21 protein-coding genes are annotated in these 18,007 nt (G+C 41.7%); 3 read left to right on the top strand and 18 right to left on the bottom strand.

The window, feature by feature from the left end:
* Positions 1-70 precede the first annotated feature (70 nt).
* From DVW06_RS05680 to DVW06_RS05615, 14 genes are all read right to left on the bottom strand, one after another.
* The gene (locus DVW06_RS05680) at positions 71-1,255 is read right to left on the bottom strand and encodes an acetate/propionate family kinase (RefSeq protein ID WP_003128443.1); all 1,185 of its coding nucleotides are present in this window, start codon (positions 1,253-1,255) and stop codon (positions 71-73) included.
* Positions 1,256-1,279: 24 nt separating this feature from the next.
* Positions 1,280-2,287 carry a class I SAM-dependent methyltransferase gene (locus DVW06_RS05675; RefSeq protein WP_003128442.1) on the bottom strand — a complete coding sequence of 336 codons (1,008 nt, stop codon included), beginning with the start codon at positions 2,285-2,287 and terminating at the stop codon, positions 1,280-1,282.
* Positions 2,288-2,461: 174 nt separating this feature from the next.
* Positions 2,462-2,740, bottom strand: a complete 279-nt coding sequence (gene comGG, locus DVW06_RS17430; RefSeq protein ID WP_050801522.1) for a competence type IV pilus minor pilin ComGG — start codon at positions 2,738-2,740, stop codon at positions 2,462-2,464.
* A gap of 49 nt (positions 2,741-2,789) precedes the next feature.
* Positions 2,790-3,203 carry a competence type IV pilus minor pilin ComGF gene (gene comGF / locus DVW06_RS05665; protein ID WP_137264495.1) on the bottom strand — a complete coding sequence of 138 codons (414 nt, stop codon included), beginning with the start codon at positions 3,201-3,203 and terminating at the stop codon, positions 2,790-2,792.
* Positions 3,193-3,474 (bottom strand): hypothetical protein, encoded by a 282-nt coding sequence (locus tag DVW06_RS05660; protein ID WP_005472881.1) that lies wholly within the window; start codon positions 3,472-3,474, stop codon positions 3,193-3,195. The genes comGF and DVW06_RS05660 overlap by 11 nt, the downstream gene beginning before the upstream one ends.
* Before the next feature lie 10 nt (positions 3,475-3,484).
* Positions 3,485-3,964 carry a competence type IV pilus minor pilin ComGD gene (comGD, locus tag DVW06_RS05655; protein ID WP_003128438.1) on the bottom strand — a complete coding sequence of 160 codons (480 nt, stop codon included), beginning with the start codon at positions 3,962-3,964 and terminating at the stop codon, positions 3,485-3,487.
* Positions 3,933-4,208: a competence type IV pilus major pilin ComGC gene (comGC, locus tag DVW06_RS05650; RefSeq protein WP_029487321.1), complete on the bottom strand. Its 276-nt coding sequence runs from the start codon at positions 4,206-4,208 to the stop codon at positions 3,933-3,935. Before comGC ends, comGD begins: the two co-directional genes overlap by 32 nt.
* A complete protein-coding gene (gene comGB, locus DVW06_RS05645; RefSeq protein ID WP_005472886.1) occupies positions 4,205-5,236 on the bottom strand; it encodes a competence type IV pilus assembly protein ComGB in 1,032 nt (343 codons plus the stop codon). Before comGB ends, comGC begins: the two co-directional genes overlap by 4 nt.
* Positions 5,211-6,152 carry a competence type IV pilus ATPase ComGA gene (comGA, locus tag DVW06_RS05640; RefSeq protein ID WP_005472888.1) on the bottom strand — a complete coding sequence of 314 codons (942 nt, stop codon included), beginning with the start codon at positions 6,150-6,152 and terminating at the stop codon, positions 5,211-5,213. The genes comGB and comGA overlap by 26 nt, the downstream gene beginning before the upstream one ends.
* Positions 6,153-6,263: 111 nt before the next feature.
* A complete protein-coding gene (gene trmB, locus DVW06_RS05635) occupies positions 6,264-6,926 on the bottom strand; it encodes a tRNA (guanosine(46)-N7)-methyltransferase TrmB (RefSeq protein ID WP_003128433.1) in 663 nt (220 codons plus the stop codon).
* Between the two features lie 53 nt (positions 6,927-6,979).
* Complete coding sequence (locus DVW06_RS05630) at positions 6,980-7,759, bottom strand: phosphotransferase family protein (RefSeq protein ID WP_003128432.1); 780 nt, start codon at positions 7,757-7,759, stop codon at positions 6,980-6,982.
* A 104-nt stretch (positions 7,760-7,863) separates the two neighbouring features.
* Complete coding sequence (locus DVW06_RS05625) at positions 7,864-9,075, bottom strand: ABC transporter permease (RefSeq protein ID WP_029487323.1); 1,212 nt, start codon at positions 9,073-9,075, stop codon at positions 7,864-7,866.
* On the bottom strand, positions 9,072-9,806 hold the full coding sequence (locus tag DVW06_RS05620; RefSeq protein WP_003128430.1) for an ABC transporter ATP-binding protein: 735 nt from the start codon (positions 9,804-9,806) through the stop codon (positions 9,072-9,074). Before DVW06_RS05620 ends, DVW06_RS05625 begins: the two co-directional genes overlap by 4 nt.
* A 74-nt stretch (positions 9,807-9,880) precedes the next feature.
* The gene (locus DVW06_RS05615) at positions 9,881-10,360 is read right to left on the bottom strand and encodes a hypothetical protein (RefSeq protein ID WP_003128429.1); all 480 of its coding nucleotides are present in this window, start codon (positions 10,358-10,360) and stop codon (positions 9,881-9,883) included.
* Positions 10,361-10,556: 196 nt separating this feature from the next.
* Between DVW06_RS05615 and DVW06_RS05610 the strand changes: the two genes are divergently transcribed.
* The 3 genes from DVW06_RS05610 to DVW06_RS05600 all read left to right on the top strand — a co-directional run bounded on the left by DVW06_RS05610 (position 10,557) and on the right by DVW06_RS05600 (position 12,504).
* Positions 10,557-10,982: an HIT family protein gene (locus DVW06_RS05610; RefSeq protein ID WP_005472896.1), complete on the top strand. Its 426-nt coding sequence runs from the start codon at positions 10,557-10,559 to the stop codon at positions 10,980-10,982.
* A complete protein-coding gene (locus DVW06_RS05605) occupies positions 10,983-11,348 on the top strand; it encodes a YtxH domain-containing protein (RefSeq protein ID WP_021149029.1) in 366 nt (121 codons plus the stop codon).
* A 127-nt stretch (positions 11,349-11,475) separates the two neighbouring features.
* Entirely contained in the window at positions 11,476-12,504 is a 1,029-nt protein-coding gene (locus DVW06_RS05600; RefSeq protein ID WP_003128425.1) for a peptidylprolyl isomerase, read from the top strand.
* A gap of 38 nt (positions 12,505-12,542) precedes the next feature.
* Here the strand turns inward: DVW06_RS05600 and DVW06_RS05595 are convergent, their stop codons facing one another.
* From DVW06_RS05595 to DVW06_RS05580, 4 genes are all read right to left on the bottom strand, one after another.
* Positions 12,543-13,487, bottom strand: a complete 945-nt coding sequence (locus DVW06_RS05595) for a 3'-5' exoribonuclease YhaM family protein (RefSeq protein WP_137264519.1) — start codon at positions 13,485-13,487, stop codon at positions 12,543-12,545.
* A 28-nt stretch (positions 13,488-13,515) separates the two neighbouring features.
* A complete protein-coding gene (locus DVW06_RS05590; protein WP_005472902.1) occupies positions 13,516-16,176 on the bottom strand; it encodes an ATP-binding protein in 2,661 nt (886 codons plus the stop codon).
* A complete protein-coding gene (locus DVW06_RS05585; protein ID WP_003128421.1) occupies positions 16,173-17,360 on the bottom strand; it encodes a metallophosphoesterase family protein in 1,188 nt (395 codons plus the stop codon). Before DVW06_RS05585 ends, DVW06_RS05590 begins: the two co-directional genes overlap by 4 nt.
* A 260-nt stretch (positions 17,361-17,620) precedes the next feature.
* Positions 17,621-17,962, bottom strand: coding sequence for a YlbF family regulator (locus DVW06_RS05580; RefSeq protein WP_003128420.1), 342 nt, complete (start codon positions 17,960-17,962; stop codon positions 17,621-17,623).
* Between the last annotated feature and the right edge of the window lie 45 nt (positions 17,963-18,007).

Below are 18,007 nucleotides of genomic sequence, written 5' to 3'. Positions count from 1 at the left end.
GTTAAGCCAAGGCTTAACACTTTTTTTATTCAAATAATGAAACTCATTTGTTCCAATTGATCTCCGACAATTAACCGCGCAAACGTTCCACGTCGCGAGCAATCATTAATTCTTCGTCTGTTGGAATCAACAAGACTTTCACTTTAGAATCTTCTGTAGAAATGACTAACTCTTCGCCGCGTTTGGCATTTTGTTCTTCATCAAGTTCACAACCAAACCAAGTCATTCCTTTGATAACCTCACTGCGGACATGGGCATCGTTCTCACCGATACCAGCAGTAAAGACGATTGCATCAACACCGTTCATTGTTGTTACATAGCCACCGATATATTTACGAATGCGGTCAGTAAAGACATCATACGCAACTTTTACTTCTTCTTTGTCATAATTAGCTTCAAGATCCCGCATATCGCTAGAAATACCGGAAAGTCCTAACAAACCAGATTTTTTGTTCAAAACATCGATCATTTCATCGATCGATAGGTCTAATTTTTCCATTAAATAAGGCAATACAGCTGGGTCGATATCACCAGAACGAGTACCCATCGTCACTCCTGCAAGTGGTGTGAAGCCCATTGATGTATCAACAGATTTTCCACCATCAACTGCAGTGATCGATGCGCCATTTCCTAAATGACAAGTAATGATTTTCAAATCTTCAATCGGTTTGCCTAACATTTCAGCCGCACGTTCTGACACATAACGGTGGCTTGTACCATGGAAACCATATTTACGAACTTTATAGTCGTTGTAGTAAGCCAATGGCAGACTGTACAAGTAGTTGTGTTTTGGCATGGTTGCGTGGAAAGAAGTATCGAAAACAGCAACACTAATGATATCTGGTAAGATCTTCTTGAAAGCAGTGATCCCCATCAAGTTGGCTGGATTATGCAATGGTGCAAACTCTGCCAATGCTTCAATGCGTTCCATCACTTCATCTGTGATCACAACAGAATCCGGGAAGTCTTCTCCTCCATGAACGACACGGTGACCAACACCAGTGATTTCATCATATGAACCTAAGATGTTCAATTCGATCAATTGATCCAAAAGCATTTTTACTGCGACTTCATGATCATTGATGTCGATGATTTGTTCGAATTTTTGATCTTCCCCATATTTGATGGTAAAAATCGAATCTTTTAATCCGATACGTTCAACGATCCCTTTAGCGACCACCGTTTCTTCTGGCATTTGATATAACTGCCATTTTAGACTTGAACTTCCAGCATTGATTGCAATTGTTTTAGACATAATTTTCTCCTTATCCGATTTATATTACAAATTTGATGCTTTCCAAGCTTCAAATTGTTCGAAAAATTTCTTGATGTTTTTTGGTTCCTTGAGAGATGCGAGTTTAGCAAGTAACACTGGTGCTTGCTTGCTCGTTGCACCATGATTTTGAATCAGCACAATACTTTTTCTTGATCGCTCATTTTTGAAAAGCTCGTCTGGCAATTGAATGATTCCTTGCAGATAAACTTTTTCATTGAGCCATTTCTTCAAATAATCGCTTTGTTCAGTTTCCATGAAATTAGCCGGAGCTAAGAATAGTCCATAGCCATCTTCTTTCACATAGTTCATTGCTTGTTCCATCAATAAATGGTGGGCAAAGCTATGTCCTTCGCCTTCGGGAGCTGAAGTAAGAAACGATGCTGCTTTTTCATCTTGTGGATAATAGCCGACTGGCAAATCACTGACAGCAATGTCCATTGGGTCGATTAACAATTCTTGCAACCCGTCTTGATGAAACAAATGCAGCGGGGCTTGAGTCCATTCGCTTGTAGCTGCAGCAACACTCAGTAATGTTTCATCAATGTCAACACCTGTTGCTTGCACATCTCTTTGCGCTAACTGCAAATTGAGCAAGAGCGTTAAGACAAGATTCCCCATTCCAACCGAAAGGTCCAGAATCTTGGTTTGTTGCTTCGCTGGTGTCAATTGCTCGATCAAATACACAAACAAAAAACCGATACTATCTGGTGTCAGCTGATGATTAGGCTGCAGATGTTCGGTTTGTCCGCCCTTTAACAGAAGTAGTTGAGCAAGTTTACGCCGTTCTTCTGCTGTTAAGGGTATCTGCTCTAATTTTTTATAAATCGCTTCCAACCGTTGAGCATCCGCTTCACTAGGTACTCCGTCGATCACCCGTACGCGATACTGATCAATAAAATTCTCGATCGTCTCGATATATGCATCCAAATAAGATGTTTCTAATGCGTTTTGGAGCACTTGAATCGCTTCTAGCGATAAATGAAAAGACTCTTCCATTTTTTCTGGGGACATCTTGCACCTCTTTTCAAAACTATAACAACATACATACCTGTTTAATTTTAGCTGATTCAGCCAAAATAATCAATCGCTATCTTTCAGAATAATTTGTGAAGAGACAAACATACTTTTCAACTCTTTTATACAGAAAAAAGACACAGTATGTCTGTGCCTTTTTCTGTATTATAGTTACTCAAGATCTGTTGCTATTTTTTCCAAATCACCTGACAAAATTTCGGTAAAACGGAAGGTGCGCTGATTGACGACACATTGAATCAACAACAGCTCTTCTTTTTGTTCGTAAATGACCCTCCCTACATTGTAGTTGACACTGCCCTGCTCGGCATAGGTTAACCGCTGATAATCCGCCAAAAAAAGTTCTTTCATGATTCGTGCCTCATACATGTGAAGAGTCTTAATATAGAAATCAGTAGTTGTCCGAGTATTTTCTAAAACCGTTAGCAACATAAGGCTCAGCAAATGAATCAGCATCATTGCTGACAAAAAGATACCGCCCTTATGCAGGAATCTGCCATTGACCAATTCTCACCTCTCCATTCTCGAAAGTCACTGTAAACTGGATCGAGGATGCCCTTTTTTCAAAGTAAATCAATGATACTTCCGTCAATAACGGATGGTAGCCATTATTGTCTCTTTGACGGACTTTCCCATTGATTCGATCGATCGTGACTACATTTTCTTTGCTGCTTTTTAAAAAAAGTGTATACGGACTCACTGAAACATACGTACACGTTTGAAGCTCCCTTTCTAACTGAATCAAAAATATCTGCCATTCTTGGTCTTTGCGAGCAAAAAGCTGTTGATTAACTTGAGGCATCTGGCGAATGATTCCGTTGATCAACAACACACTGAGTCCTAAGATCATTAAAGACAGCAAACATTCCAACAAAGTAAAACCCTTACTCTTCATAGTTGATCTCCATGATAAGAGGACCTCTTACAATCCGTCCATAGCTTCGGTCACGCTTGAAACCGAAAGACAACTGATACGACTCTGTACGTTGTGTCGAATAAACGACTTCCTGTTCAAATGCTTGGCATTGGACTTCTTCATACAATACCCGAATAGCAGCCACCTGGGCCTGTAACTGTGCACTTTGCTGTAAAATATGGGTCTGGACAGTCAGAAAAAGGAAGACACTCGTCGTCAGCAAACCAAAGCCAATGATACTTTCTAGCATGATATATCCTTTATTCGATGATCTTATCATATCGTCCACTTCCAAAAAGAAATTTGTAGGTAATCTTTTTTTCTTGGTCCATCCATTCAAACCGTAATGTTTCCATCCGCGTATAATTGCCAGATTGACTGGTGAATGTAAGTACAGGAAAAACACGTACTGCGAGCTGCGAGGGTACTTCAAGTGGCTCCATTTTGATTTCACCTGTGATCGTCGAATGAAAATATATCGTAGGAACTGGTGAATCAGAATAAGCGACTTTCGTTTCGCGAGCATCAATAATCGCTGTTTGTTGTGCTACTGCCAATCCTTTTTCCAAACGAGCACAAAACCCCCACACTTCAAAATATGCTTGGTAACGGTCGATAGCTATTAGCGGAAGAAAGATGAAAATCGAAACGACTAAGAGGACAATCAAACTCTCCACCATTGTAAATCCCCGCCAAGTAAAAAAACTGCTATTCGTTCCGATGGGCAAGGTAAATCGCATACTGCTCCTCCGTTACATAATTTCCAGCTAGTAATTCTTGTCGAGTAGGTGTTCGATTCTCATTAAGCTGGAACAACTCAATCTGGGTTTCTACGACTTTGACGATTGCCGCATTTCCTTTCTCATCTATCACTGTACGTTGTGCGGATAAGTTTGGTACAAACAATAAAATCAAAATACTGATCACTAACAGTACAATCAGCATCTCCACCAATGTGAACCCTTGATGCTTCAATTTTCTCATTCGATCACTCCTTGAATATTGCCGTAAATCGGCAAAAACATTGCAGCATAAACACCCACGATCAGAAGGGCCACTAATAAAAAAATGACTGGTTGAATCCACTGGATTTTCTTCTCGATTTGTTGGAAAAGCCGATCTGTCAAAAGCTGACTATAAACAAACAATTCTTCTCCTAATTTCCCACGCATTTCGCCCTGGAACACAATCAATGAAAACTCTGGCGTCAAAAATACATAGTCCTTTAATTTGTCCGGCAACAATCCGCCACTTGCCAAGCACAGCTCTAATTGAACAGCTAGTTCTTGTACTAATGTTGCTGTACTTGTTTGTTGCATGCACATAATGATCTGACGAATTTCCAAGCCTTGCTGAAACAATTTTCCCCACTCTAATGCAAAATAACTAGTTTGATAGCAGCGATACAAGTCTCCCAAAAAAGGCAATCGACTCAAAAAAGTGGCTCGCTTCAACGCTGTCTGCTTGGCAAAGATTCCTCTTACAACAAGAACGAAACCTCCCAATCCGCCTACAATGACCGCACCGATCCATGGTGCTGCCGTAATAAAGAGAATGCCCCAATGATTCGCATCGATCATACCGGAGGCCAGAAGTTGAGGCAATAGAAACCGACGCATGGCAAAGAGAGCGGTAAAGACAAATACCAGCAATAGAAGGGGATACGCCAACACTTTTTGTAATGTCTGATTTTGTTTTTCCAAAAGGATCTGGTAAGCGACCATTCGCTGCAACGTATCCACCAGATTGCCATGGGTCTCTGCCAAGTCCAGCTGATTTTGTTCGGCTTCAGATAAATGCAGCAAAGAAAAGGCCTGTCTGAGTCGTTGACCTTGTTTCAGTCGCTGATCAATATCTTTTACTGTATTCGGATCAAATTGGCCACTGCGAAGTAGAACAAGCAAACTCTCTTGTAATGAGAAACCACTCTCTAATAAAACCGTAAATGTGGCTAATAAGGCGTGGGTCTGTTTGCGGGAAAGCCGTTTACTTTTCCTTGTCAAAAACCTCATGGGTGATCTGCTCCTTTTCTCTGATCCTTGTTAGTGCTTGATCCCAAGTCATTGAGGATTTGTGGGGTTCATAAAAGGTGTAGGCCATCAATGCGTGAGGGACTCCGTGAAGATCTGGCAGTAAGCGCTGATAAATGATTCCTTGGAGGCATTGGTCGATCACAGCTGCTTCCTCTGTCAGCTCTTGCAATCGCGCAATTGTTTCCGTTAATCCCCGTGCATGGATCGTCGCAAAAACCCGATGTCCTGTCAGTGCCGCACGGATCGCAGCCTTGGCCGTCTCTTTGTTGCGGATCTCACCAATCAGCAATAGCTCAGGTCGATGCCGCAACGACAAACGAATCAGCTCATCATAATCCTGGCCGATCATTGGATTGGTCTGCAACTGTAAAAAACGAGGCTCAACGATCTCAACCGGGTCTTCGATCGTGATCACCTGACCTGCTGCAGCTGAAGCTAAGCGATACATCAGTGTGGATTTCCCCGATCCAGTAGGACCAGAAAAGAGATAGAGCCCTCGATAGCGGCATGCATCTGCGATCGTTTCATATTGTTCATTCATAAAGAATCGATGGAACTTACCTAAAGGGTGCAAAAAACGTAGAACTAAACTTTCTTGACCTTGAAAATCCCCAACAGTCGAAACCCGGATACGCTGCTCTCCATCTGCCAAAGGATAGCTGATAGCCCCTAATTGCGCTCTTCGTTTTTCTCCTACTTCCATACCGCCCAGAAATTTGAATCGAGTGATCAATTGTTGCGCGTCTTCTGTAGTAACTTTGCGATACATTTGCCGATAGTAACTTTTGCTGAAAATCAGAGTCATCCCTTCGACTGTTGGCAGTATGGATAGATCTTGCATTTTCTGCACCTTCGCATACTCCACCAACTCATCTGAAAATGTACAAATGTCCATTGTCACCCTCCTAAAAAGAGATACGCAGCTTTTACTTTTCTATACAAAAAAACTGTAGAACAAAGACATTTTCTGCCTTGTGCTACAGTCTGAACGCTAAGACTCGCTTATTTAACTTTTGGTCGTATCTTCTGGTGCCACAAATTGGGCTTCTACCCGGTAGATTCTTTGACCGCGGCTGGAAAACTTCTCTTCATACTCGGTCATGATATTTCCTTCATAGTCACTTTGATGAAGATCCAACCATACTTGTTTTAAAACCATACCATATTGTGAAAAGCTGGCGAGTGAATATTCAAATAAGCCTTGATTGTCCGTTTTGAAATGAATTTCACCATTCGGACGTAAAATTTGTTCATCGACTGCCAAAAAAGCTTTCGATGTTAGTCGGCGTTTCTCATGCTTCTTTTTTGGCCAAGGATCTGAAAAATTCAAATAGATTTGATCGACTTCATGATCCGCAAAATAATTCGTCAATGCGGAACCGTCAACGTGCAGCAGCTGCACATTAGGGATATCTTGTTCGATCAGTTTATCCAGTGCAATGGAAACCACACTGATTTGCATTTCGATGCCAATATAATTAATTTCCGGATGTGCTTTAGCCATTTCGGTAATGAAACGGCCTTTTCCCATACCGATTTCAATATGCAATGGGTGATCATTGCCAAATCGTTCCTTCCAACGGCCTTTCCACGCTGTCGGTTCAGCTACTACAAATTCGGGATGCGCTTGGACTAATTCTTCTGCTCCCGCACGTTTTCTTACTCTCATGTTGTTTCCTTTCCGAAAAAACAAGATGGAACTTGTTGCTTCGCTCCATCTTCTCATTCACTATAAATTCTTTTTAATTGCAGAATCTCTGCATTCATTGCTTTATAATCCCCGCGTTGGTAGTACTTCTTTACTTCCTGAAGCATACTTAATAAAGCATACCAATAAATTTTCTCGATCACTTCACTGCTGCCATGAATCCCGTAACGCACTAGCCAATGCGGCCAGCTGGATAATGGAACATAATGCCCTAAGATCGTACCGATATCCATTGCGGGATCCGCAAACATGATCGAATCCCAATCAACCAAATACAGATAGTTTTGGCAAACAAGCCAATTACGGTAATTGACATCCCCATGAACAACGGAGGCCTTTTGTTCCTGAAATTCTGGAATATTCTCTCTTAAATAACGATAAACAATAGCAATAAAGCGATTTTGAACAACCGCTTTAGGTAAGTTTTCTTCATATTCAACTAACATTTTTTCTGGTGTCATCACTTGACCACCGATTTTGCTCAGCATCTTCGCTAATGTTTTGGAATGGTGCAAATGATACAATACATCGATCACATCATTTCTTTGACCGATCTCTTCGGGGTCCAATACACGTCCATCTAGCCACTCTTGAGCAGACAACGTATCGCCATTGCCGGTACGCTTGGTCCACACAAGTTTAGGAGTAATCCCCTCTTTGGAGAGTGCCGCAAGCATCGGGGTCGTATTTCGTTTGATAAAGACTTTATCATTGTCCTTCAAGCCAATGTAGGCTTTGCCGGTGTCGCCTTTGATTGGTCTCAGGCGCCAATCTTGATCCAAGCGAATATCCATCCTAGCTTCTCTCCTTATTTCACAGTATCTCTTATTCTAGCTTCCTAAAGAGTCAACGTCAAGCGCATATGCGTTCGGTTTTTTCGAGTAACGTCCAGCCATCTTTATTGACTTTGCATTTTTTTCAAGCGGGCAGGTACATAGAAAACCAAAAAGAGTCCTGTAAATAACAAAAAGCCCAACAGCACTAGCACTCCTTGCCAAAGAATTGCCGCTCGGAACAAGCCGACTACACCAAAAATGAAAGCAGCTCCGCCTAATAATCTAAGCAATAGCCAATTAATGGCTGTCTGTTTTTGCCCTTCCTCGATTGGATATAAATGAGTCAAAATCATGTACTGAAACTCATTATACATCGGCAGTAGCTGAAAACCGATCAAATAAAGAAACATACATCCTAACCCTAGACTAAGCCACCATTCTTGAACAAAGAAAAGCACTAATACACCAATCAGTGTCAAACGGAAAAAAAGCCCGCTATATTGTTCCCCTCGCAAAAAGCGGCGAGCATATAGATAGCGATAAGTCTGTTCCTGTCCAAAAGGAATCCTATTCAACAGACCATCTAAATACTTGCGGCGTTTGGCTGCTGCTGTGATTTGAGGTACATCTGTGAATAAGTTGATAAACCGATAAATGCGATGAAGTCTCGTTTCTTCCATGTGGATCATGCGATCCCAACCTAATAGAAGACCTGTCGGACGACACTGAAGGTTGAACCAAGCAGCTTGTAGAACAGCTAAGAGCAATCCAACCCAAGGTGCAACATACAGACTAGCTAAAAGGCTGCTTACTGCAGCAATCACCCACAGAACACGCTGGTTGTTACGCTGTTCTTGTCCTTGATAAAGAGACAAACGCTGTAACCAGAGATCCGTAACTTTTAATAACCAAATCGTCCCTAAATAAAAGAAAAAGCTCGCAAACGTTTGTTCAGTAACTACTACGACTAAAGGCATCGTCGCACCAACGACTAAAAAGGAGACCCCAAAAGGCAGCCACATTGAATAGCGCAGTGCTTGAGCAAGATAGTCCGCCATCTGCTTTTCTTTAGCTAAAAGAAAAATCAAATCTGCTGGTTTCACCAATGTTGCCAACTTGCCGACTGACAAAAGTGCCAACCAGATCAATAGCAATACGATCCCCCCCTGAGGGAACGGCCGAGGGAGCGTTTTTAAAAAATTCGAATAATATAGACCCAGTCCACCCATTAGAAATGTGATGAGGATCGCAAAATGATCATTGAAAACATAACGCAAATAGCGACTCATCTGTTTCTGGTGTCGTTGCAAGCGTTGTGAGAAGAACCCCTTCATAGCTGACTCTCCTTTGTCAATGCTAAGTACAACTCATCGAGGGAAGCTCCTTCAGCCCCAAATTGGCTTTGTAATTGCGACAGCGTTCCTTGGGCTCGAATCTCGCCATTGTGAAGCAGGATAAACTTGTCACAATATTTCTCAGCTGTAGCCAAGATATGGGTCGACATTAAAATCGATGCCCCGGTTTGTTTCATCTCATTCATCAATTCAAGCAATGCATTGATTGCCAATGGATCTAAGCCCAAAAAAGGCTCATCGATGATGTACAAACTTGGTTCAATTAGAAAAGCACACAAAACCATGACTTTTTGTTTCATTCCCTTAGAAAAATTTGCTGGAAACCAGTCCAACTTATTTTCCAAGCGAAATGTTTTTAATAACCGCTCCGCCCGTTGCAGTGCGACATCTTTGGGGATGTCATAGGCCATTGCCGTTACTTCGATATGCTCTTTTAAAGTCAATTCTTCATAAAGAGAAGGCGTTTCAGGAATGTAGCCGATCTGCTTGCGATACGCTTGCGGATCTTCTTTCAGCGATAGTCCGTTGATAGTGATTTTTCCAGTGTGAGGTTGTAGCAGACCAATGATTTCTTTAATCGTGGTACTTTTACCAGCACCATTCAAACCGATCAACCCCACAAGTTCACCATCCGCGATCGAAAAATCAATATTTTTTAGAACAGGTAGCTGTGTATAACCGCCTGTTACATTTTCTACTTGTAATGTCATTTTCGTTCCTCCAATATCAACTATTATACCATGAAGCAGCGGTCAAAGAGCAGTCATCTACTTCTTGAAATCTGCTATTTTCCGTTATTAGTTATTTGAACAACATACTCGTGTCCAGCTACTTGCAATGGTTCTTTTGGCAGCTCACTGCTACCAAAACGCTCGACCCACATGTCTGCTTCGGACGCATCAAAAATGACGGCTTGAATTGCTCCGGCAGCTAAACGGGTCGTAAAGGCTTGGACAGCGGCTGGATCTTCATAGGAAACAAATGTAACTGTTATTTCGTGATCAGGCGCCACGTTTTGCTTCACCCAATCCGTCGCTGCTTTTTCAAATTCAGATTGTGTGGGCTGCTGTTCACTGGTCTCAGAAACAACAGCCACTGTATAAACAACTTCTTTTGGTCTTGTCATCGAATAGATCAGCGAACCTCCTACTAGAATGACTGCTAGTCCTGCAATCAGCCACTCCTTATATGCATAGGCAAGATAGCTGATTTTTTCTCGTTTGGTCTTTTTTTTCTGTAACGTTTCTTTAATGATTGGTTTCATCGTATCCGTCCTTTTCTATTTCTGCTTTTAAGTCTATTGGTGCAAGCGGACAAATGCAAGCGTTTCTCTCCACAAACATCCGTACTTTACATGGAAAAGAAGCGATGGCCTGCTTTTGAAGGAATTCAAGAACAAAAACTGCCGAAATCAGCAGAATATGGTAAAGTAGGACTAGAAGAACAAGGAGGTTTATGAAATGGAAAATTGTATTTTTTGTAAGATCAACAATCGTGACATCCCTAGTTACAAAGTATATGAGGATGATCAAGTCTATGCCTTTTTGGATATTTCCCAAGTAACACCTGGACATACATTAGTTATTCCGAAAGTCCACGTAACGGATATTTTTGAGTATGATGAAGCCCTTGCTGCAGAGGTCTTTGCTCGCGTTCCTAAAATCGCTCGGGCAATCGAAAAAGCCTTTCCTGAGATCAATGGACTCAACATAATCAATAACAATAAAGAATTGGCTTATCAATCTGTTTTTCATTCCCATATTCATTTGATTCCTCGTTACGATGAAAAAGATGATTTCTCGATGCATTTCGGTAATCATGCAGAGGATTACTCACAGGAACAGCTAACAGAGATCGCTGAAAAAATCGGAAAGCTGGTGGACTAAATGATCGGTAACTTTATCAAAGGTTTGTTATTCGGCTCTCTCGCCGGCGGCTTAGGCGGGCTGCTATTTGCACCAAAAAGCGGTAAAGAAACCCGTGAACAAATGCTTCGTTATGTCGATGAGACCACGGAAGCGACTCTTGAGTTTAATGAAAGTGTCAAAAACTTAAAAGATGCTGTCACATTGACGCGTAAAACGGTTGACGAAACGATTCCTGTTGTCAAAGAGTCTTTCACAAAAGATTTTGAATCATTCAAATTCCAAGCACAGCCAAGAATCGAGCGGATAAAGACCCACGTGGATCGTTTGAACCAACATGTCACGACGATACAAGCCAAATCAGTTCCCCAAGAAGAAAATAAGTAGCAAATATTGGAGAATCTATGAATTTTGTTTGAAACATCATTTGTTTTCTTCCCAATTAAAAAAAGAGTGTGGTATAGTATTAGCTGTGATTCTTTGAAATATTTAGAAAATAGGAGTGCTTAAACGAATGAAGAAAAAATTGATTTTAGCAGCAGTCAGTGCACTGAGCGTTTTGACATTAGCTGCTTGTTCCGGAAGTTCAAGTAATGAGATTGCAACCATGAAAGGCGGTAAAATCACGGTTGAAGATTTTTACGAACAAGCAAAAACAGATCAGAATAACCAAAGTCTTATCCGCCAATTGATCGTCTTAAAAGTCTTCGATCAAAAATATGGGGATGATGTTACAGAGAAAATGATCGACAAGCAATACGATCAAACTGCGAAACAATATGGCGACAGTGATAAATTTGAGTCTGCATTGGAAGCTTCTGGACTTACTAAAAAAAGCTATCGTGAACAAATCAGACAGCAATTAGCATTACAAGAAGGGCTAAAAGCGAACATGGATATTGGTGATGATGAGCTGAAAGCAGCTTGGGATTCTTTCCATCCAGAAGTTGAAGCACAATTGATCAAATTGACTAGTGAAGATGATGCAAAAGATGTATTAAAAGAAGCTCAAAAAGATGGTGCTGACTTTAGTAAATTAGCAAAAGAAAAATCAACAGACACAGCGACTGCAGAAGATGGCGGTACAGTCAAATTCGACTCAACCTCAACAACTGTGCCAGCTGAAGTACAAACAGCTGCCTTTGCATTAAAAGATGGTGAAATTTCAGAGGTCATTTCTGCTACGGATGCTTCTACTTATACAACAAGCTATTACATTGTCAAAATGGTCAAAAACCAAGACAAAGGCAACGACATGGATAAATACAAAGATCAAATCACAGAAATCGCACAAAATACGCTATTGAACGATTCTACATTCGTGGCAAAAACGATTGGTAAAGAACTGAAAGCTGCCAATGTGAAAATGAAAGATGAAGATCTAGCTGATATTCTTTCTGACTATGTTTCTGCAGCAGAAACAAAAGATTCAACTGATTCTTCTGCTACAGATGCATCAGATAACAAAGAGAATGCAACTGATTCTACAAAAGAATCAACTGAAACAACTAGTTCATCTGCTACAGATTCCTCTGAAAAATAACAGAAAAAAAAGATTGGCAAAAGCCAATCTTTTTTTATTTATACATCTTTCGGCACATAAAAACTACGATTATCCATCCCAAAAATCCGCTCAGTGTATTCTCCTGGTTCCGTTAAGCGAATAGATGACAACATCATTTGCATAGAAGCATCGATGTTATCGATTTGATGCAGGATCTCCGCCTCCATAATTCTTGGGCGAACTGGTGAGCCATATTCCAACAATCCATGATGAGCCAAAACCATGTGCCGCAGCACAACGATATCTTCTTGTTTATCATCAAATTTCAGAGCAATACACGCTTGGGTGATTTCTTCATCTACTAGCACTAAATGTCCAACCAGATTTCCAGCTAATGTATACTCTGTGGTCATTGGTCCCGTCAATTCAATCACTTTTCCTAAATCATGCAGGATAATTCCTGCATACAAAAGCGGTGCATTGATTTCCGGATACTCTTTGATCAAAGATTTTCCGATTCGCAACATGGTCGTTGTATGGTAAGCCAATCCACTAGCAAAGGCATGGTGATTCCGTTTAGCTGCTGGAAAATCAAAAAATTCTTTCTTGTATTTATTCAGCAAAAAACGAACGATACGATTCCAATGAGGATTGGTGATTTCAAACAATGTCTGATTAATTTCCTCTTCCATGTCTTCTTTTTTCAGAGGGGCTCTTTCCATGTACTGGCTCGGGTCATGAGGTTCTTCTGGTTTTGCCAGACGCAGATGCAAAATCTTGACTTGGGGATTTCCTTGATAAACTTCTCGCTTTCCATCTAATAAAACGACCTTACCAGCCTCGAAGCGATTGATTTCTTCCTCAGAAGCATCCCAAAACTTTCCGTCGATTGTTCCAGAAGTATCTTGAAAAGTAAACGCGATAAACTTTTTGCCATTTTTTGCGATACGAACTTCCGCATTTTTAATCAACAAAAACAGTTGAAACGTCTCATCTACGGTCAATTCTCGAATTTTTTTCATGTTAACATTTGGCGCATAGCCAAATTTCTCACATCCTTTGACTAAGTTCTTGTACGGATTGCTGGTATTTATGATAATAGCTTACCATTTCTTGGTCAGAAGACAAACAAATTACTTGGTAATATTGGCCAAACTCAGCGAATAATTCCGCTAACCGTTCTTTTCGTGCACTATCATAATGCAACCAGCCATCATCGATAATGATGGGACTAAGAGGATGATTTTGTTGCAACGCAAGATAACCGAAGCGGATCGCCATGATCAGCTGATCTTTTGTTCCTGTTGATAGATCGATGATCGAGTAACTATCGCTAGCATTGCTGGCAACTAATTGCCCCTCATGCAGTGTTACTTGGTGATAGCGGTCATTGGAAAGCAATCTGAAATATATCGAAGCTTTTTCTAGTAATTGCGGCAATTGTTGCTCAGACAATTCAGTCGTCAAATCGGACAATACCGAAGCAGCTAATTGTCGACTGCTCCAAGCAAGAGCCAATTCCTCGATTTTTGCCCGCAGTTCGCTTTCTTCCTGATAGAGCTGGCTCAACGTACCGCTTTTTTGGCTGGCGGCTACTTCTAGTTCAAGCCGTTGCCTTTGCTCTGCCTTTTGTCGACTAAGCTGGTGCAGCTCTTTTTGCTTTTGTGCCACTTGCGTTTTCTTTTCCAGCAATTCTTCTTGTGTGATTGGTTCCGGGAAAATCGGATCCAGCATGACTGCTAATTCGGCTTCCCGCTTTGCCGCTCGCTGATGCGTCTCCCATTGTTTGAGCCAAAGACTGATTTCTGCTGGCTGATCAATGCCAACTTGTGAGAGAATCTCTTGAGAAGCCTTCAACAATTCAGCCCGCTCCGCCTTTTTGCGAGCAAGTTGCTGCGCCAACAACGTGCTGGGCTGCTGTAAACGCGCCAATTTAACAGCCTGCATCTCTTCATTGAATTCATGCAATAGCTGAGCCTGCTCCAGTATTGTCTTATTTTGCAGGGGCAACCAATCAGCAAAAGGTGTAAACATCGCTTGATAAGGCTGAAGCTGTTCTGTGACCTCTTGCAGTTGTTCTTTGGCTTCGCGAAGCTGATGAGCATGCAACTGATAATTAGTAACATCCTCTTGGTACTGCAGCAAGAAGACCGACCATCTGTGATAAGGTTCCGTGCCAAAAAAAGGTTGCAGCGCCTGACGCCATCGTTCATTCTGTTGTTTTTGTAAATTATTGGCTTCTGTCAGATCTGCGATCTCTGAGGCAACCAGATCCGTTTGCAACAATAACTCTTGCCATTGTTTTTTGCTGTCACCTTGTTTATGAGGACGTTGTTTCATTGCCTCCCAAATTGCTAGTCCAATACCAACGGTGCCAGCCGCTATACACAACCAGCGCCAAGGAGACGGTAAAAAGAATGCTGCAACACAAGCAACCAAACCACCTACTAATGGCACCATAGGAATAGCCATTTTTTGCTCTCCCATCAATCCTGGGTGCGCCTGTTCCAACCGTGATAAAGCATGTTGAAGATGATTTTCCTTCTCTTCTAACCACTCTAAGCGCTTGTTTGCTTCCTCTAACTGGTAGTCGCTTTGCTCCAGATTCATTAATTGTTCCTGGATTTGTTCTGTCTGCAGTGGTGGTGATTCTTTTGACCATTGCCGTCTATTGATCAGCTGGTTCAACGCCATTCGTGCTTGTTGTTCCTTTTCTAGCGCCTGTTCCTGCCGATCCATCAATCGGGCCATCTCAACTTGTTTCTGAAGGATCTGAGTGATCAAATGTTCGTTGTCCAGATAAAAGAAATATTTATCTGAAGCTTGCCCTTGTTCCAAACGATCAAGTTCTGCTTCTTTTTGATGAATATCTTCTGTTAAGTGCTGATAGGTCTGATAAAATCTGCTGATTTCCTGAGCGTCTTTTTCTGCTACTGCAGCTGGCTGGCTTGATAGCTGTTGCCATTCTTCATACAATGGCCAATGGCTGATCTGTTGTTGAACAGCTTGATAAGCATCGCTTTGCACTTGCTGCTGTTCTTCTAATTGCCGCAATTCTTTTTGAATCTGTGAAATCTGCTGATACTGCTGTTGCAAGCGATGTTCTTCGCTTTCTTTTTGGGCAATTTTCTCCTGTAGTTTCTCCAAACGTTTCAACGCTTGGTTCAAAGGGAGTTTTTGTCCCCGCGGTTTATAATTTTGTTGATTGATTGCTTCATAGCGAGCCACTTGTTGCAGCATCTTTTGACTCCCACTGATTCCCAAAGAAATCAGTGCTTGATGCAATTCATTTTCTTGCAGCTTGTCAATTTGGGCAAGTTGTTCTTGCTGAAAAGTAAATACATCGAAAAACAACGTCTGATTCAAGGGTTGCAGCAACTGTGCCAGCATTTCCTCGTCGCCGGTCTGCCCGTTGAAATGGACTTTGGCTCTTCCTCGATCGATTTGACGGTAACGTTCGATCATCACTTCCCCGTAAGGTTCGACAACTAGCCACAATCTGCCTCCATAAGCGGCCCCATTTTTGGGGGTATAATCCTTTTTCTTAGCTGTTCTTTTAGGAAAACCAAACAGCATAGCCGCAATAAACTGATACAATGTCGACTTGCCGATTTCATTGTTGCCAAAAAGCAATTGATTTCCTTGGGAAAATTCAATCACTTGATCATGGTAACGGCCAAACCCAGTGATTTCTGCTTTTAAGATTCTCATACTTCTTCCTCCCACTGGAAATCATTCTCCAGCAAGTGTTTCGTCTGCTGTAAGACCTCTTCTTGAAAGGCACCTTGATCAATCCCGCGATAAAGCAACGGATGACGAAGCAAATCATTCAGTCCTTCAGCAAAAATAGACGGGTCTTGATAAATAGCTAGTAATTGATCAACATAGGACGCCGGGATCGCTAATGGAATTTTGTCTGTCTCTGTTTTGTAGACTTCGATTGCATAAATTGTCTGTAATACGTCTCTTGACAGCTGCTCGTTCAAATAGGCGATCATTTCATTTTTTTCGGTTTCAGAAAACCAATCTGAAGATAACTGATCCGTATCTGTCAGCACTAATTTGATCAGTCGTGGCTGATTCGTGTTGACCTCCTTCAAAATCGTTTGCAAAATCGAACGCTGATCCTTACAAGCTGCTAATGAGACTTCTTGTTGTGCCCATGTGATTTCTGCTACGTCGACCGTCTGGATCTCGGTACCATGGGAACTCAAAGTGGCTAAAACAACGCCTGTATCTTGTTCTTTTTGCGTTTTGCCTTGTGGGGTCCCTGGATAAACGATCGCAGGCTCTTCTGAAAGGATCTTAGGAACATGAATATGACCTAGTGCCCAATAATCATAGCCTTTCTGCTTCATTTCACTCACAGAAAATGGTGCATAATGTTCCCCCGCACTATCCCCGTGGTACATACCGATATGGAAATCAACCGCTTGGCGATTAGGAAATTCCCTGATCTTGTTCTGTGTAATCCAAGGCTGCTGATAACTAAAGCCACTGATAGCATAGGTCTCACCATTTCTGGTTACGCCTTTGATCGTTTCAACCGTCTCACTGGGAAACAGCACAACATTCTCAGGAAAATCAAACCAATAACGCTGCGGATCATAGTAATCATGGTTACCAAAGATCATATAGACAGGGATCTCTGCTGACGCAAGTCGGGAAATCTCTTGAAAAAAGTCATGCTGGATCCGCAGACTTGGACGGGCTTGGTGGAAGGTATCCCCCGCCAAGAGAACAAAATCCACTTCATGCTCCAGTGCCGTATCAACCAGTTTTTTGATTATTTTTCGATTGATCAGCGGAAGCTGCTCTTTGACGTTATCCGATAACATGCGGATCCCTTCGAAAGAACGATCAATATGCAAGTCAGCACTATGTAAAAAACGCATGATACCTTTCCCCCTTTTGCTTCTATCATAACATTTCTTTGTTTTTTCGTCAGCAAAACACGAAAATTTGTTCGCCTTTTTGAACAAAAAATTCGAAGGGTCGAGGAAGTCCCCGATCCTTCGAATGTTGTCCGCTCAAATTAGCCTCTAACGCTATCTAAAGCACTGTAAATTGGCATAGAATTGGCACAAGTCCGAGGCCTCTGTTTGAGAACCCCTCTTGGACTCTTTTGTGCTGCGGTAAGTCAGCAGGCTAGCGCTTAGGCTTCGTATAAGTCCCGCACAGGGCCCATGATGATTCGATTCAAATCATTGGCCACCAGACTAAATGCTTGCTCTTTTTGCATCAATTCCGAAACGATTGGATCTTGCTGAATTTTTTGAGAGAGTTCTTGTGCTTGCTGTGCTTCTTCTTCTGTCATTTCTTGGCCTGCCATCATTTTTTGTTGCAAAGCTTGTTGCAAGCCTTGGAACTCCTTGAATAAGCTATACGCTTCTTGGTTTTCTTTCAAACGATCAAACGAGGCTTTTAAATCTTGAAACTGTTCGGATTCTCGTAATTCTCGTTCTAATTGATTCGCTGTGTCATAAATATTTGCCATACTGTTCCCTCACTTTGTTTTTTTCTTATTATAACATACTGTTCG

The sequence above is a fragment of the Enterococcus sp. ARL09-542 genome (assembly GCF_005234805.1).
In the GTDB taxonomy this organism is placed as follows: domain Bacteria; phylum Bacillota; class Bacilli; order Lactobacillales; family Enterococcaceae; genus Enterococcus_D; species Enterococcus_D gallinarum.
This window is presented reverse-complemented; position numbering and strand designations above follow the sequence as displayed.

Bases quoted from the DNA above. Each gene is read 5' to 3' on its own strand.
- comGC (WP_029487321.1), bottom strand. From the start codon at position 4,208: ATGAGAAAATTGAAGCATCAAGGGTTCACATTGGTGGAGATGCTGATT.
- DVW06_RS05580 (WP_003128420.1), bottom strand. From the start codon at position 17,962: ATGGCAAATATTTATGACACAGCGAATCAATTAGAACGAGAATTACGA.
- DVW06_RS05615 (WP_003128429.1), bottom strand. From the start codon at position 10,360: ATGAAACCAATCATTAAAGAAACGTTACAGAAAAAAAAGACCAAACGA.
- DVW06_RS05675 (WP_003128442.1), bottom strand. From the start codon at position 2,287: ATGTCCCCAGAAAAAATGGAAGAGTCTTTTCATTTATCGCTAGAAGCG.
- DVW06_RS05605 (WP_021149029.1), top strand. From the start codon at position 10,983: ATGATCGGTAACTTTATCAAAGGTTTGTTATTCGGCTCTCTCGCCGGC.
- DVW06_RS05680 (WP_003128443.1), bottom strand. From the start codon at position 1,255: ATGTCTAAAACAATTGCAATCAATGCTGGAAGTTCAAGTCTAAAATGG.
- DVW06_RS05600 (WP_003128425.1), top strand. From the start codon at position 11,476: ATGAAGAAAAAATTGATTTTAGCAGCAGTCAGTGCACTGAGCGTTTTG.
- comGA (WP_005472888.1), bottom strand. From the start codon at position 6,152: ATGGACATTTGTACATTTTCAGATGAGTTGGTGGAGTATGCGAAGGTG.
- DVW06_RS05590 (WP_005472902.1), bottom strand. From the start codon at position 16,176: ATGAGAATCTTAAAAGCAGAAATCACTGGGTTTGGCCGTTACCATGAT.
- DVW06_RS05595 (WP_137264519.1), bottom strand. From the start codon at position 13,487: ATGAAAAAAATTCGAGAATTGACCGTAGATGAGACGTTTCAACTGTTT.
- comGB (WP_005472886.1), bottom strand. From the start codon at position 5,236: ATGAGGTTTTTGACAAGGAAAAGTAAACGGCTTTCCCGCAAACAGACC.
- trmB (WP_003128433.1), bottom strand. From the start codon at position 6,926: ATGAGAGTAAGAAAACGTGCGGGAGCAGAAGAATTAGTCCAAGCGCAT.
- comGD (WP_003128438.1), bottom strand. From the start codon at position 3,964: ATGCGATTTACCTTGCCCATCGGAACGAATAGCAGTTTTTTTACTTGG.
- DVW06_RS05625 (WP_029487323.1), bottom strand. From the start codon at position 9,075: ATGAAGGGGTTCTTCTCACAACGCTTGCAACGACACCAGAAACAGATG.
- comGG (WP_050801522.1), bottom strand. From the start codon at position 2,740: ATGTTGCTAACGGTTTTAGAAAATACTCGGACAACTACTGATTTCTAT.
- DVW06_RS05630 (WP_003128432.1), bottom strand. From the start codon at position 7,759: ATGGATATTCGCTTGGATCAAGATTGGCGCCTGAGACCAATCAAAGGC.
- DVW06_RS05610 (WP_005472896.1), top strand. From the start codon at position 10,557: ATGGAAAATTGTATTTTTTGTAAGATCAACAATCGTGACATCCCTAGT.
- DVW06_RS05620 (WP_003128430.1), bottom strand. From the start codon at position 9,806: ATGACATTACAAGTAGAAAATGTAACAGGCGGTTATACACAGCTACCT.
- DVW06_RS05585 (WP_003128421.1), bottom strand. From the start codon at position 17,360: ATGCGTTTTTTACATAGTGCTGACTTGCATATTGATCGTTCTTTCGAA.
- DVW06_RS05660 (WP_005472881.1), bottom strand. From the start codon at position 3,474: ATGCTAGAAAGTATCATTGGCTTTGGTTTGCTGACGACGAGTGTCTTC.
- comGF (WP_137264495.1), bottom strand. From the start codon at position 3,203: ATGAAGAGTAAGGGTTTTACTTTGTTGGAATGTTTGCTGTCTTTAATG.